Here is a 12,957-nt window from a genome sequence, read left to right as displayed (position 1 = left end):
GGCCGACAAGCTAACACAGGAAAGCCAAATATCAAGTCAAAAAGTCACAAAATATCACATCAAGATGCGACGATCAGCTCCGGCCCTTTTTGCAAAAGGGCGTCGGCAAGCGCAGGCTGCGGCCGAGCGTCGACGACAACGCCGGCGGCGCGGTCGAAATTCGGAATCCTGAGCGGCGTCAGCTTGCCGAACTTGCTGCTGTCGAGGACGAAATAGGTTTTGCCGGCGAGCGCGATCATGCGGCCGCGCTGCTCGGCACCGGCCCTGGTGAAATCGGTCACCTCGCCATTCGGCGACAACGCGCCGCCGCCGAGAAAGGCGATGTCGACGCGAAAGCGCGCCATTGCATCGAGCGCATCGATGCCGGAAGCGGCCTCCTCGCCTGGGTCGACTTCACCACCCAGTATGTGCACACGCATGCCGGGGACATGGCACAGATGCAGTGCAATCTTCAGGCTGGTCGTGCAGATAGTGAGATCGCGCAGGTCGTTCATGGCATGCGCGACGGCCAATGTGGTGGTGCCGGAATCGAGGAAGACCACCATACCGCTGCTGACAAGGCCGGCCGCCGCCCTGCCGATCGCCGCCTTGCCGTGCGCATTCTCCCGGCTGCGCAGGCCCATTGCCGGCTCGCTCGGCTCGAAGCGAGCGGCGCCGCCATGCACGATGCCGAGCCGTCCCTGGTCAGAAAGCAGCTTCAGGTCGCGGCGGATGGTCTCGCGCGAGACGTCGAAAAAGCCGGCCAGTTCGGCGACGCTGACCGAGCCCTGGGCACCCAGGCGCCTCAGGATCTCGTCATGACGGCGGGGAGCAAGGGCACGTGCCGGCAGACGGCTGTCGGGGGACATGGAGGGCCTCATATCGAACGAATGATGTTGCGATATGTGGCAGTGAACCGCCCGGGAGGCAACCGCGAGGACGGCGTGGCCATGGTCGATCGATAAGGTCTGGCCTGTTCGGGTGCTGACCCGGCGTCAGCGTCCGCGCAGGCTTTGCAGATTGTGCACGTGGACGTGGTCGCCGGCCGCCACGGCAGCCGTCAGGCGGCCGATCGCCTCGCCGTATTTGCGTATGGTGGAGCCGGCGGCGAGGTCGTGCAACGCCAGCTTGTGACCGGCTTGCAACGCGGCGCCGGCCTTGAGGACAACCCCCTCGCGGGCGCCTCGCGTCGTCACTTCGGCGCCTGCCTCGACCGGTTCCACGAGGACAGCCACGTCGTCGTCAGCGTGCAGCACTATGGCTCCAGGCTTGGTCATGCGCCGGCAAGCCGGACCTGGACGCCGGTCGCGTCTTCGCGCAACTTCAGCACGGCGCCAACATCCTTGCCGGCCATGCCGGCGTCCATCGCCTCCCTGAGCACGGCAAGCGTGGCGCCCCCGACCGGCGTCTCGACGCCGAGCGCATCATTCATCGCCAGGGCAAGCCGGCAATCCTTGTGGGCGAGCTTGACCATGAAGCCTGGCTCGAAGTCGCCCTTGAGCGCGCGATTGTGCATCGCCACCGCCAATTGCTGGTTCCAGGCCATCGTCGTCTTCAGCACGTTGATCATGGTGTCGAGCGTCAGGCCCGCCTTGGCGCCGGCGACCAGCGCCTCGGAGCTGGCCGTTATCAGCACGCTGGCCAGCAGGTTGTTGGTGAGCTTCATTGCCTGCCCCATGCCGAGCCCGCCGCAATGGATGAGGTCGGCCCCCATGCTCGACAGGATCGGGCGCGCGCGCTCCAGCACGGCGGCATCGCCGCCGATCATCAGCGTCGAGGTTCCGGCGATGGCGTGCTCCACCGTCTTGCCAACAGGGCTGTCGATCATGTCGACGCCGCGTTGCGCCAGCCATGCGCCGATACGCTGGGTGGTCTGCGGGTCGATCGTGCTCATGTCGATATAGAGGCTGCCGGCCCTGAGGCCATGACCGATGCCGTCGGCACCGAGCACGGCGGCCTCCACATCAGGCGCATCCGGCAGCATGGTGATGACGATTTCCGATTGCTGTGCAACCTCGCGCGGCGACGCCGCCGCCCGAGCGCCGGCCTCGACGAGTTTTTTCACCGCCACGGGATTGAGGTCGAAGACCGTCAGCGCGTGTCCCGCCTTGAGCACGTTGCGGGCCATGGGTGCGCCCATGGTTCCAAGCCCGACAAAACCGACTGACGTCATGGATCAACTTCCTTCCCTGAATTACTCTGAATGCGCGTGCCGCCCGAACTCCTCAGGACGGCACTTTCCACTGGTCGAGCTGCCATGCCGGCAGGCCACGCAGATCCTTGGCATTCTTGTCGGTGAAGCCGCTTTCGTCCGGCACCTTGCCCGTGCCCTCATAGGCTTTCTGAAGCAGCGGCGCCGCCTTGCCGAAGGCGGCCTTGACCTGGTCCCAGCTCAGCGCCTCAGGAATCATCTTGCCGGCAACCATGAACTGGGAGATCTGGCTGATCGCCGCCGCATCGCCTTCGGTCGGCCAGATCCAGCCGCGCTGGAAAAGCACCTCGTCGCCGATGACCTTGGCGCCCAGCGCAGGATCGAGCCCCCAATATTTGACTACCGACTGCGAGATCTCCCGCGCGTCGATCTTCTGGAGATCGGCAAGCGCACGTTGCGCGGCCGTCAGGAAGGCCTGGCCGAGCGCGGCATCGTCGCCGACGATGCGGTCGCTGCAGATCCAGAAGGAACGGTGCAAATAGTAGCCGTCGGGGTAGAATTTCGACTTCTTGACGCCGGGCAGCATGTGGCCTTCGCCCTCGCCCGCGGGTCCGCTGTAGCCGGCCTCGGTATAGCCGAACGAATTCATGATCCCGGTGAGGCCGGTTTCGGCATTCGCCTTGAGGAAGGCCGGGTAGATCGCCACCGACGCGTCCATGCCCTCCGGGAGGGACGCGGCAACGGCCTGGGTCGGCGTGTTGACGATGTTGATGCCGAAGGCGCGCGGGTCGGCGTCGCCCAGTTCCTGCAGTAGCATTTGCGAGAGCGCGTTGTAGGGGTCGCCGCCGACAAGCGCGCCGACAGTCTTGCCCTTGAGGTCGCCGATGTTCTTGATAGCGGAGCCCTTGCGGGTCGCCAGCACCATGCGCATGTGGCCCTCGCCGACGGTGAGGATGTTGATCGGCTGCGCCTGCGAAAGCAGCCGCACGATCGGCGTGTTGCCCCACATGCCGATGTCGAGATCGCCGGAGACGAAAGCTTCCACCATCGGCAGCGCGGAGGGATAGTCGCGCCAGTCGACCGTCAGGTCGTAGCCGAGTTCGGCGGCCGCCTTCTCCAGCAGCTTTTCGTTGATCATGCGTTGCGTCAGCGGCGAGTTGCCGGCCGCGTAAGGCTGACGGCCGATGGAGACCTTGGCCGGCTTGCGGTCCTGCGCCCGCACGATCGATGGCATGGCCAGCGCGGCGGCCGCGGCGCCACTCAGGACTGCGCGTCGGTTGAATGCGGTTTCCATAAGTTTCCTCATGACAATCCTCTCCCTGTTGTCGTTTCAGTTCATCGTTGCGCGGTAAGCCTCTTCGCGGATCAGTTCCCAGATCGATTGGCTGAGCCTGGCGAAATCGCCGGAGCGCCGCGTCTCGTCGCCGCGTGGCCTGGGCAGGTCGATGTCGATGACCTGCTTCAGGCGGCCCGGATGGCTGCTTAGCACCGCGACCCGGTCGGCCAGGAACACCGCCTCGTCTATGGCGTGCGTGATGAAGACGACCGTCCGCCGCTCGGCAGCGGGGCGGTCCTGCCCCCAGATGCGCAGCAATTCGTCTTGCAGGATGACGCGGGTCTGCGCGTCCAGCGCCGCTAGCGGTTCGTCCATCAGCAGGATTTCCGGCTCGTTCGCCATCAGGCGCGCCAGTGCCACGCGCTGGCGCATGCCGCCCGATAGCTGGTGCGGGTACTTGTCCTCGGAGCCGGTCAGGCCGACCATTTCGACGGTACGGCTGACGCGGTCGGCACGCTGCGCGGGCGAAAGCCTCGCCCCGGCCGGCCCATAGATCAATCCGAACTCGACATTGCCGCGCACGGTGCGCCAGGGAAACAGGGCATAGTCCTGGAACATCACGCCGCGTTCGGCCCCCGGTCCTTCGATCGGCCTGCCGTTCAGGCTCATCGTGCCCGACGTTGGCCTGTCGAGGCCGGCGAGCATGTTGAGAACGGTCGTCTTGCCGCAACCGGACGGGCCGACGATGGCCATGAACTCGCCGGCCTTGATGTCCAGCGACAGGCTGTCGACCGCCACCACTGAGGCAGATTCCCCGAAGGACTTGCTGACGCCGTCGAGGCGTATCTTGGCATCGCTCATGGCTGGCTCCACGGCACGGCGAAGGCGAGTGCGGCACGCAGGATGCGGTCGAGCGCGAAGGCCACGATGCCGACCGCGATCATGCAGACCACCATGCCGTTGAGATTGATCGAGTAGGCGTAGAAGACGAACATCATCTGGCCGATGCCGCCGCTGCTGCCGGACTTGGCGCCGACCGCGAGCTCGGCGGCAATGATTGCCGTCCAGGCGATGCCGAGGCCGATGCGCATGCCGACCAGAATGGATGGCAAGGCGGCCGGCAGCAGCACCACCCGCATCCGCGTCAGCGGCGCCAGCCCCATGGTCAGCGCGGCGCGCATCAGACTGGGCTCGATACGCTTCACGCCCGAGATGGTGTTGATCAGGATCGGGAAGAAGGCGGCATAGGCAACGATGGCGACAGCTGCCCCGGAGCCCGAGCCCAACCAGAGGATAACCAGGGGCAGGATGGCAAGTGCCGCTATCGGCCGGAAGGTCTCGACCAGCGGATCGAGATTGCGCTCGACGGCCGGCATGCTGCCCATGGCGATGCCAAGCGGGATCGCCAACAGGGCCGCCGCCGCGAAGCCGGCGAAGACCCGTCCGAGGCTGGTGGCGAGACCGGCCGCCAGATCGCCGTCGCGCAGCATGGAAATGGCCGTTTCGGCCACCGTGCTGGGGCGTGGCGCCTGGGCGGAGCCGGAGGCGAGAGCTTCCCAGACGACCAGCAGCAGCACGGGAACGATGAGGCGAAGCGCAAACCTGTTCATCGCGCCACCTCCGTCCGCGCCCACGGAGTCAAGACATCAGAGAGCCAGCGCAACCCCTTGTCCGTCAGGAAGCCGAGCAGGCCGATGGCGACGATGAAAGCCATCACCGTCGGCGTCGACAGCATGCTGCGGTAGTATTCGATGGCGTAGCCGAGGCCGTTCGGCGCTCCTACCAGTTCGGCAGCGACGACGGCGGTCCACGAGGCCGCCACCGCAAGCCGTGCCGAGACCAGGATCGCCGGCAGCGCCGCCGGAACGATGACGCGCCGCATGATCGCCCGCCCAGACAGGCCCATCGTGCTGGCCGCCGCGACGAGCCGCCTGTCGACGGCGGCGGCGCCCGCGGCGGTGCCGATCAGCAGCGGGAAGAAGGCGGTATAGAACATGATGAACAGCGGCAGCCGATGGCCGATGCCGAACATGTATAGCGCAGGCGGTATCCATGCGATGCCGGCTATCGGCCGCAGGATCTCCACCGGCAGTTCGAGCAGATCGTTCCAGAGCCGGCTGCGGCCCATCAGCAGCCCGAGCGGCACCGCCACCGCCGCGGCAGCCGCGACGCTTACCAGCAGACGGGCCAGACTGATCCCTGCATTGCCGAGCAGTTCGCCGTTGAGGGCCGTATCGCGCAGCGCAAGCGCAACCGCGACCGGCGACGGCAAGAGCAGCTTCGAAGGCACGAAGAACGAGCCGACATACCAGGCAAGGACGAACAGGCCCATCGTGCGCAAATACACGAACAGGCTGGTCAGGCGCGCAAAGCGCATTGTCCTTTGGCCGGCATCGTTCGAGGAGATAGCCGTCACAACGAGCCCCGCACGCGGGTCGGAACTTCGAGCCCTTCCCCCAAAATCTCGCCGAAGGTGAGGGTGCCGCCGGCGACATCGAGGATGGTCGCCAGCAGCCGGTTCGCCGCTTCGGCGACGGTTTCGATCCCCTCCGAAACCGGGCTGGCGTCGAAATCGATCTGCTCAGGCAGCCGGCGAGCCGTCTCGCGCCGCGCCGTGATCTTGATCGTCGGCGCGAGCGCGCTCGCGGTGCTGTTGCCTGGCCCGGTTGTGAACAGCATGATCTGGGCACCGGCCGCGGCGAAGCCTGTCATCGATTCCGGCGAGAAGGACGGGCCGTCCATGAGGTAAAGGCCGCCGGCGGTGACCGGCTCGGCCATGCCGAGCACGCCGTCGATGCGGCAAGTTCCCGTCTTGGCCAGGGCACCGAGGGACTTCTCCTCGATCGTGCTCAACCCGCCGCGTATATTCTCCTCGCCCGGATTGTTGCCGGTCAGGCTGTGGCCGGAAGCGGCGGCGAAGCCTTCCTTGCGCTCCACGGCCTGCAGGATCTGTCGTGCCACCGTTGCATCGCGAGCGCGCGCCGCGAGTATATGTTCTGCCCCCAGCCACTCGACGGTCTCACCGACAATGACGGTGCCGCCATGCGAAACCAGAAGATCGACCGCGGCCCCCACGACCGGATTGCTGACCAGACCCGACGTCGCGTCGGAATGGCCGCATTCGATGCCGACCACCAGCTGCGCGCCGGGCAAGTTCTCGCGCCGGATCCGCGAAGCCTCGCGCAGCAACGCCGCGCCGCGCCTGATGCCCTCGCCCATGACCGACAGCATGTCCTCATGCTGCTCGGCGAAGGAAACGCTGGCGACCGGCTTGCCGCAAGCCGAAATGCGGGCCGCGACCATCTCGGTCGTCGCCGAATCCACTCCGACCACCAGAACGGCGGCGGCGTTCGGATTGCGGCCGAGACCGACAAGTTGATCAAGGTGCAGGCCGAGGTCCGGCTCGATGTGCCCCCTGCCCGCGCTCGTCGCGGCCAGAAGCGCGCCTTCGAGACCCGCCGCGATTCGCTCGCTGACACGCAGCGCCAAACCATTGATGCACAGGATCAGCACATAATTGCGGATTCCGGCGCGGCCATCGACCCGCCTGTAGCCACTGAATGGCGGCAGGCCGTCGATTTTGTCGGCACCGGAGGCAGGCAGTGGCATTGGCGTTTCCAAACCGTCGCGAGCGTGGCAATCTCTTCAAATCTCAATATTTGATCAAATGTCGCCTTGGCAAGGGCAAAATTGACTTCTTTCGATCGCCGTGCGAGCAATATTTGCTCAAATCAGGGTAGGCTTGGATGCATGGCGCGTATTCCCGACGTTCAGAAGCTTCTTCGTGACGACATCGTTTCCGGAGCCATTCCATTCGGGGCAAGGCTGAGGATCGACGATCTCGCCGGCCGTTATGGCGTAAGCCACATGCCGGTCCGCGAGGCCTTGCGCGCCTTGAGCGGCACGGGACTGGTCGTGCTGGAACCCAATCGCGGCGCCAGTGTCAGGACGGTCCACATGTCGTTTGTGATCGACCTGTTCGATATCCGCAGCGCCGTGGAAACGATGCTGGCGCGGCGCGCCAGCGAAAGGCGCACCGCCGAGCACCTGCGCGATCTGAAGGCCGCGCAGGACATGCTTGAGCAAAGAGTGGCCAGCGACGACTTCCTTGCCGTCCCACATGCCAACAACATCTTTCACGGCGTCATCAACGAGGCGGCCGGCAATCCGGGCGCGCTGTCGATGGTGGATCGCAACTGGCTACTGGTGGCGGCGATCTGGCAACGCTACGGCTATGACGAGGGGCGCTTCCATGGCGTCATCGACGATCATCGCCATATCATCCGGGCCATAGAGCGCCAGGATGCCGGCTCGGCGGCGACCTTGATGGGCGCGCATATCGAAAAGGCCAAACACGACCTCCTGGCGCGCATCGCCGTCGATCCCAAACCCGATATCGGCCGGCAATGACGGCCGGGTTCGAGGTCGCGGCGTCGACGGGCGACACGCTGGGCGAATCGCCGACATGGCTGGCGCGGGGCGGAGAGCTGTTCTGGGTCGATCTGCGGCGTCCTTGCCTGCACAGGCTGCGGCCCGAGACAGGAGCGGTGACATCGTGGCCGATGCCTGAGGTCATCGGCTCGGTGGTTCCACGAGCATCGGGCGGTGTCGTCGTGGCCTTGCGGCAAGGTCTCCACGCATTTGATCCCGCCAGCGGCGCACTGAGCCTGCTGGCGCGCGTGGAGGATGGGCCGCCCGAGCATCGGCTGAACGACATGAAGTGCGATCCCGGCGGCGGCATAATCTGCGGCAGCATGTGGGACTATGGGCTGCATGCGTCCGGGGCGCTTTACCGGATCGACGCCGCCGGAAGTTCGAGCCGGATCCGCGACGGGATCGCCGTGCCCAATGCGATCGCCTTTGCCCCGGATGGCCGTACCGTCTACTTCACGGATACGCGGCAAGGCGACATAGAGCGGGCGGATTTCGACCCGGCGAGCGGATTTGTGGGGCCGTGGTCTCTGTTCGCCGACCGGCACGCGGCGCCTGGAAAGCCCGACGGCGCCACCGTCGATGCGGACGGCTTCCTCTGGAATGCGCGCTACCAGGGCGGCTCGCTGGCACGGTTCGCGCCCGATGGCCGGCTCGACAGGCTGGTCCCTCTGCCAGTCACTCAGCCGACCTCCTGCGCCTTCGGCGGTCCAGGCCTGAAGACACTGTACGTGACGACCGCAACGCAGAAGCTGACGGAGGATCAACTGGCCAACGAGCCCCTGGCGGGTTGCCTGCTTGCACTCGACGTCGGCGTGGCGGGACTGCCGGAGCCGGCTTTTGCCGGTTAATCTCGGCTATTGCCAGCCGAGATGGCGGCCACCCGTCGCCTGCAGGTCCGCCCCGGTGATGAAGCTGCCGGCGTCGGAGCAAAGCAGCAACGCCGCTCCCGCCATCTCGCGCGCCTCGCCGGCCCGCTGCATCGGCGCGGACCCCTTCTGGATCTCCGCCCATTTGGCCGCGTCCTCGCGGCGCCAGCGATTGCGCTCGGTAACGACAAGCCCGGGCGACAGGTTGTTGATCGTCACCCCGTGTGGCGCATAATCCTTGGCAAGGTTGAATGACAGATTGTGCTGCGCGCTCTTCAGCGCGGCATAGACGGCGAGATCGGATTCGGGCCGCGTCTGGTTGATGCTGCCGATCGTCAGCACACGGCCCCAGCCATTGTCCTTCATGCCGGGCAAGGCGGCCTGCAGCAATTCGATCGTCGCCTTGAAGTTGATCTGGATCTGGTGCTCGATCTGCTCGGCGGGTAGATCGAGGAAAGGCGTGCGGTACTGGATCGAGGCGCAGACGACAAGCACGTCGACACCACCCAACGCCTCGATCGCCGCCTGGACACAGCGAGCCGCCTCTCCGGCCCGAGCGAAATCAGCATCGATGGCGACGCCGCGCCTGCCCTTCCCGCGAATTTCACGGACAGCTTCGGCGGCCGCATCCGGCTGCCCGAATGCCACGTCGGCGTCGCGAGCGAAATGGACGGCCACATCGGCGCCCGCCTCGGCAAAAACCCGCACGATCTCACGGCCGATGCTGACGCTGCCGCCGGTCACCAAGGCGCGCCGGCCAGCCATCGTGAAGCGCTCGGCAAGAGCCAGCGCATTCTGGATGTCGATCTCTTCCTTTTGCACCGTCAATAGCCCAGCCTTTCCAATTTGATCACACTTTTATTTGGAGTGCTCTTCAAAACGCATTTTCAGGGAGAAATCCAGAACCAATTCTTCCATTTGATCAAATCAGGCAGGCTGAAAAGCAGCGTCCCTGACGGCAGCGGCTAGACGAAGGCGTACAGCCCGTCACGCGCGCCCATCGGAATTGGACAAAGATTCTAAGATTTTCGCGACAGACCGTCGCCTTCTATGGCGTTGACCAGTGTCTCGCTGCCTTGGCGCAGATGCTGCGTCAAAACGCTGACGGCCTCGCCGGCGTCGCGTCGCCGGCAAGTGGCCAAGAGGTCGCGATGCTCCGTCTGCGAGCGGGCGCGGTAGTCGAGGTTCGACAACAGGATACGGACGTAGCGGTCGGCTGCATTATGGTGCGCCTCGATCAGGCCGAGCAATCGGCGATTGCCGCAGGCGTCATAAAGCGCCAGATGAAAGGCCCGGTTCAGCACGCCCCACCTGCCGACATTGCGCTCGGCATCGATCTGATCGAGCACCTGTTCGGCCTCGTCCAGCTTGCCGCCGGGCAGGCCGGGAATGGAGAGCCGCAGTGCCTCGCACTCGAGCAGTTCGCGCACGGCATAGATCTCTCGGATCTCGTCGCCGTCCATTCTGGCGACGTGCGCACCCTTTGTCGGGTGGATGGACACGATGCCTTCGGCCTCGAGCTGACGAAGCGCGTCCCGGATCGGCATCCGGCTGAAGCCAAACTGCTCGGCCAGATCATCCTGGCGCAACGTCGTGCCGGCCTTCAGGGTCCCGCTGGCAATGGCCTCGCGCAAGACATTGGCGACCTGCTCGGCAACCGTTTGCGGCCTCTCGATCAAGCCTTCGCCAAATCCGCGCAATCCATGCTCCCATTTCACGTATCGTCAGCTTAGGGGAAAGCTTCATTCTCGGATATAGGTATCCATGTGTACGAGAAGAGTTGCAAGCCGGCGGCGATGCGCCTGCGAAGTTGCCGCGGCGAACCTTCGGAACGGGAATGGCCAAGACAGCCGAAATCGTCGAGCGGCTGCGTTATCTCGTTGCGATGGAACTTATCTTTACGGCTACGGGGTGGAATTGCGCGGTGTCGTCGACGGCATGGCGACGGACCGCAGCGCACCTTCGCCGCCGTGCGCTCCCTTGTCAGCCCGCTTGACGATGACCGTGAAATGAGCACGGACATGACACGGATCGCACGGATGGTGGCGGGCCCACGCGACTGACGCGCCAAGGCGCTCGGCGAGCCCATGGCCCGCGGGCCTCCTCACGCAGAAAAGGACACGCCTCTGCGGCGCATGCCTGCCTGCACGCCGTAGACGATCAGCCGTGACAGGATTTCCATGTCGGGCGGCATTCGTGGACGCCAGATATCCAAAAGCAGGGCCACGCGAGGCTTGTCGGCGTTGTTTGTCACTTCGTGAGGGAACGTGTCGTCCCACAACAGACACTCGCCGTCGGCGATCCGCCTCTCCTGATGATTGATCATCATGACCGTCGCCGGACGACCATCTGCCTGTCGCGGGATCACCAGGCCGAGATGGAACCTCATTATGCCCCTGAAAGGGCCGCGATGGCTGGGAATGTGCTTGCCCGGAGCCAGGAAAGAGATCGCCGCCGACTTCACCTCAGGGCATTCTGCAAGCAGCCGGTCGAGGACCGGCATTCGCGCGAGGTTTTGGGGAACCGCGACATCGTAGGCCTTGAGCACGAACATACGCCAGTCGCGACCGTCATTGGCCGAGATGTCGGCCTGTTCAGGCATGATGTCGTGGAAGCGGGGCGCCTTGCCCACGGCAAGCGCTTCGTCGCGGATGGCCTGCCAGGCGGCCGTGAACTTAGTGGCGTTTGGAAATTCGCTGGCGGTATCGAGGATCGCCGGCGCGTCGATGCGCTTTTCGTAGATCCGCCGCACCAGACCGGATGCAAGATCGTAAACTTGAGACATTTCATGGCCTCGAGGACATCATGAAACGAATATCCGGCAATTAAGTTGCTGATCTTGCTAGGCGTATGCCTGTCAGCACGAATTCGTGACCGACGAACAGTCCCGCGATACCGCGCTTTGTTGCTGGCGTGCATCAGCGTTCAGGGGCGCGTTCGACCAGACGAAACCTGTAGCGATCCCGTATGAATTCATTGAAGAAGCGTCCCTTGGAAGAGGCGGCTTTGAAGGCAGCGTAGGTCTCGGGCTCCACGTCTTCGTAGTCATAGCGGTTTCCGCTCGGTACGAACCAGACCGAAAGCACCCTGGTGGCGGGATGGTACTGTGTGCTGCGGATGGCCGTAGAAGGCATTGGCGTTCTCCCGGATGGATAATCCGGGGCGCAAACGGAAGTTCCAACTGTGCCGCGCAGCCTTGGCTGGCAGCCTTCCTATAACGAGCAGCGCAGCCGGATCGTCCGTCCGCGCCAGCAGATGAAGGAGCCGGCCCGGTTCTACCGAGCCGGCCCCAAGGGATCAGAACGCCGGCTCGACCGCGTTGACATTGTCCTTGGTGACGACCGTCAGCGGGATCGGCAAACGGTCCTTGACCTCCTTGCCGTCCATGATCTCCGCCATGGTGTTGATCGCCAGGCGGCCGTCCTCGACCGGCGACTGCACGATGGTGGAGTACATTTCGTTGGTGCGGATCGATTCGAACGCATCCTTCTGACCATTGATGCCGACGATCGGCGGTGCCGCCTTGGACGGATTGGCCTCCTTCCAGGCGTCGATGAAGCCGCGCGCCGTGGTGTCGTCATTGGCATAGACGCCGCTGATCTGGTCGCCGAAACGGGTGATCAGGTCGCGGCTGACCACCAGCGCCTTCTGCTGGTCGAAATCGGCATTGACCGTATCGAGCACCTTGATGTCGGCGCTGGTTTCCTTGAGACGATCGGTGAAGCCGCCGACGCGGCCGATCGTCGTGCCGTTGCCGGCCTGGCCGGCGATGATGACGACGGAACCCTTGCCGCCAAGCGCCTTGCTGAGCGAGTCGGCCGCAAGCTTGCCTTCCTCGTAAACGTCGGGCCCGGTGAACGACTTGATGAACGGCTTGGCATCGTCGCTCATCGGCGAGTTGATGAGGATCGCGGGAATGTTCGCCTGCTGTGCGCGGGCGAGGCCCGGTATGTAGGCCTGCGGGTCGAGCGGCCACAGGATGATGCCGTCAACCTTGCGCGCGACGCAGGTGTTGAGCTGCTCGGTGCCCTTCTGGACGTCGAAATCCTGGCTGAGGCTCAGGATCTCGATGCCGAGCTCGCCGGCGCGCGCCTGGAGCGCCTTGTTGGCCGGCGTCGCATAGGCATGCGAATCCGCGGCCGTGACGTAGCAGACCGTCTTTGCACTGGCCCAGCCCGTCGAGGCCAATATTACCGCCATGGCGGTAATGTGGAGCATGCTTTTCTTGCCAACCATAGGTTTCCTCCCGA

General features: G+C 64.7%; 15 protein-coding genes. 2 read left to right on the top strand and 13 right to left on the bottom strand.

Translation table 11 applies throughout. The features are described from left to right. Positions 1 to 59: 59 nt before the first annotated feature. The 8 genes from FJ428_RS01185 to FJ428_RS01150 all read right to left on the bottom strand — a co-directional run bounded on the left by FJ428_RS01185 (position 60) and on the right by FJ428_RS01150 (position 7,016). The gene (locus tag FJ428_RS01185; RefSeq protein ID WP_140878783.1) at positions 60 to 848 is read right to left on the bottom strand and encodes a DeoR/GlpR family DNA-binding transcription regulator; all 789 of its coding nucleotides are present in this window, start codon (positions 846 to 848) and stop codon (positions 60 to 62) included. Between the two features lie 126 nt (positions 849 to 974). Next, positions 975 to 1,256, bottom strand: coding sequence for a UxaA family hydrolase (locus tag FJ428_RS01180; RefSeq protein ID WP_140497576.1), 282 nt, complete (start codon positions 1,254 to 1,256; stop codon positions 975 to 977). Next, positions 1,253 to 2,152: an NAD(P)-dependent oxidoreductase gene (locus FJ428_RS01175; protein WP_140497574.1), complete on the bottom strand. Its 900-nt coding sequence runs from the start codon at positions 2,150 to 2,152 to the stop codon at positions 1,253 to 1,255. The genes FJ428_RS01180 and FJ428_RS01175 overlap by 4 nt, the downstream gene beginning before the upstream one ends. A gap of 52 nt (positions 2,153 to 2,204) precedes the next feature. Continuing rightward, positions 2,205 to 3,437 carry a PhnD/SsuA/transferrin family substrate-binding protein gene (locus FJ428_RS01170; RefSeq protein ID WP_140878782.1) on the bottom strand — a complete coding sequence of 411 codons (1,233 nt, stop codon included), beginning with the start codon at positions 3,435 to 3,437 and terminating at the stop codon, positions 2,205 to 2,207. A gap of 24 nt (positions 3,438 to 3,461) precedes the next feature. Further along, positions 3,462 to 4,268: an ABC transporter ATP-binding protein gene (locus FJ428_RS01165; protein ID WP_140514487.1), complete on the bottom strand. Its 807-nt coding sequence runs from the start codon at positions 4,266 to 4,268 to the stop codon at positions 3,462 to 3,464. Continuing rightward, on the bottom strand, positions 4,265 to 5,017 hold the full coding sequence (locus tag FJ428_RS01160; protein WP_140525090.1) for an ABC transporter permease: 753 nt from the start codon (positions 5,015 to 5,017) through the stop codon (positions 4,265 to 4,267). The genes FJ428_RS01165 and FJ428_RS01160 overlap by 4 nt, the downstream gene beginning before the upstream one ends. Next, positions 5,014 to 5,784: an ABC transporter permease gene (locus FJ428_RS01155; RefSeq protein WP_140878781.1), complete on the bottom strand. Its 771-nt coding sequence runs from the start codon at positions 5,782 to 5,784 to the stop codon at positions 5,014 to 5,016. Before FJ428_RS01155 ends, FJ428_RS01160 begins: the two co-directional genes overlap by 4 nt. 35 nt (positions 5,785 to 5,819) lie before the next feature. Next, positions 5,820 to 7,016: a UxaA family hydrolase gene (locus FJ428_RS01150; protein WP_140878780.1), complete on the bottom strand. Its 1,197-nt coding sequence runs from the start codon at positions 7,014 to 7,016 to the stop codon at positions 5,820 to 5,822. A 141-nt stretch (positions 7,017 to 7,157) separates the two neighbouring features. Here FJ428_RS01150 and FJ428_RS01145 point away from each other — a divergent pair, with 141 nt between their 5' ends. Continuing rightward, positions 7,158 to 7,817, top strand: a complete 660-nt coding sequence (locus FJ428_RS01145) for a GntR family transcriptional regulator (RefSeq protein WP_140497561.1) — start codon at positions 7,158 to 7,160, stop codon at positions 7,815 to 7,817. Beyond that, a complete protein-coding gene (locus FJ428_RS01140; RefSeq protein WP_140514479.1) occupies positions 7,814 to 8,689 on the top strand; it encodes an SMP-30/gluconolactonase/LRE family protein in 876 nt (291 codons plus the stop codon). Before FJ428_RS01145 ends, FJ428_RS01140 begins: the two co-directional genes overlap by 4 nt. A gap of 6 nt (positions 8,690 to 8,695) precedes the next feature. Here FJ428_RS01140 and FJ428_RS01135 read toward each other — a convergent pair whose 3' ends face one another. The 5 genes from FJ428_RS01135 to FJ428_RS01110 form a co-directional block, all read right to left on the bottom strand. Then, positions 8,696 to 9,529, bottom strand: coding sequence for an SDR family oxidoreductase (locus tag FJ428_RS01135; RefSeq protein WP_224519090.1), 834 nt, complete (start codon positions 9,527 to 9,529; stop codon positions 8,696 to 8,698). A 197-nt stretch (positions 9,530 to 9,726) separates the two neighbouring features. After that, complete coding sequence (locus FJ428_RS01130; RefSeq protein ID WP_224519086.1) at positions 9,727 to 10,407, bottom strand: GntR family transcriptional regulator; 681 nt, start codon at positions 10,405 to 10,407, stop codon at positions 9,727 to 9,729. A gap of 404 nt (positions 10,408 to 10,811) precedes the next feature. Then, entirely contained in the window at positions 10,812 to 11,492 is a 681-nt protein-coding gene (locus FJ428_RS01120) for an aspartyl/asparaginyl beta-hydroxylase domain-containing protein (RefSeq protein ID WP_140878779.1), read from the bottom strand. A 133-nt stretch (positions 11,493 to 11,625) separates the two neighbouring features. Continuing rightward, positions 11,626 to 11,841, bottom strand: coding sequence for a KTSC domain-containing protein (locus FJ428_RS01115; protein ID WP_140525095.1), 216 nt, complete (start codon positions 11,839 to 11,841; stop codon positions 11,626 to 11,628). 163 nt (positions 11,842 to 12,004) lie between these two features. Continuing rightward, positions 12,005 to 12,943, bottom strand: a complete 939-nt coding sequence (locus FJ428_RS01110) for a sugar ABC transporter substrate-binding protein (RefSeq protein ID WP_140878778.1) — start codon at positions 12,941 to 12,943, stop codon at positions 12,005 to 12,007. Positions 12,944 to 12,957: the final 14 nt, after the last annotated feature.

The sequence above is a fragment of the Mesorhizobium sp. B2-8-1 genome (assembly GCF_006440955.1).
In the GTDB taxonomy this organism is placed as follows: Bacteria; Pseudomonadota; Alphaproteobacteria; order Rhizobiales; family Rhizobiaceae; genus Mesorhizobium.
This window is presented reverse-complemented; position numbering and strand designations above follow the sequence as displayed.

What these genes read in the sequence shown, in the direction of transcription:
- FJ428_RS01145 (WP_140497561.1), top strand. Translation starts at nt 7,158, where the DNA reads ATGGCGCGTATTCCCGACGTTCAGAAGCTTCTTCGTGACGACATCGTT.
- FJ428_RS01160 (WP_140525090.1), bottom strand. Translation starts at nt 5,017, where the DNA reads ATGAACAGGTTTGCGCTTCGCCTCATCGTTCCCGTGCTGCTGCTGGTC.
- FJ428_RS01180 (WP_140497576.1), bottom strand. Translation starts at nt 1,256, where the DNA reads ATGACCAAGCCTGGAGCCATAGTGCTGCACGCTGACGACGACGTGGCT.
- FJ428_RS01165 (WP_140514487.1), bottom strand. Translation starts at nt 4,268, where the DNA reads ATGAGCGATGCCAAGATACGCCTCGACGGCGTCAGCAAGTCCTTCGGG.
- FJ428_RS01150 (WP_140878780.1), bottom strand. Translation starts at nt 7,016, where the DNA reads ATGCCACTGCCTGCCTCCGGTGCCGACAAAATCGACGGCCTGCCGCCA.
- FJ428_RS01110 (WP_140878778.1), bottom strand. Translation starts at nt 12,943, where the DNA reads ATGGTTGGCAAGAAAAGCATGCTCCACATTACCGCCATGGCGGTAATA.
- FJ428_RS01120 (WP_140878779.1), bottom strand. Translation starts at nt 11,492, where the DNA reads ATGTCTCAAGTTTACGATCTTGCATCCGGTCTGGTGCGGCGGATCTAC.
- FJ428_RS01175 (WP_140497574.1), bottom strand. Translation starts at nt 2,152, where the DNA reads ATGACGTCAGTCGGTTTTGTCGGGCTTGGAACCATGGGCGCACCCATG.
- FJ428_RS01155 (WP_140878781.1), bottom strand. Translation starts at nt 5,784, where the DNA reads ATGCGCTTTGCGCGCCTGACCAGCCTGTTCGTGTATTTGCGCACGATG.
- FJ428_RS01140 (WP_140514479.1), top strand. Translation starts at nt 7,814, where the DNA reads ATGACGGCCGGGTTCGAGGTCGCGGCGTCGACGGGCGACACGCTGGGC.
- FJ428_RS01170 (WP_140878782.1), bottom strand. Translation starts at nt 3,437, where the DNA reads ATGAGGAAACTTATGGAAACCGCATTCAACCGACGCGCAGTCCTGAGT.
- FJ428_RS01115 (WP_140525095.1), bottom strand. Translation starts at nt 11,841, where the DNA reads ATGCCTTCTACGGCCATCCGCAGCACACAGTACCATCCCGCCACCAGG.
- FJ428_RS01185 (WP_140878783.1), bottom strand. Translation starts at nt 848, where the DNA reads ATGTCCCCCGACAGCCGTCTGCCGGCACGTGCCCTTGCTCCCCGCCGT.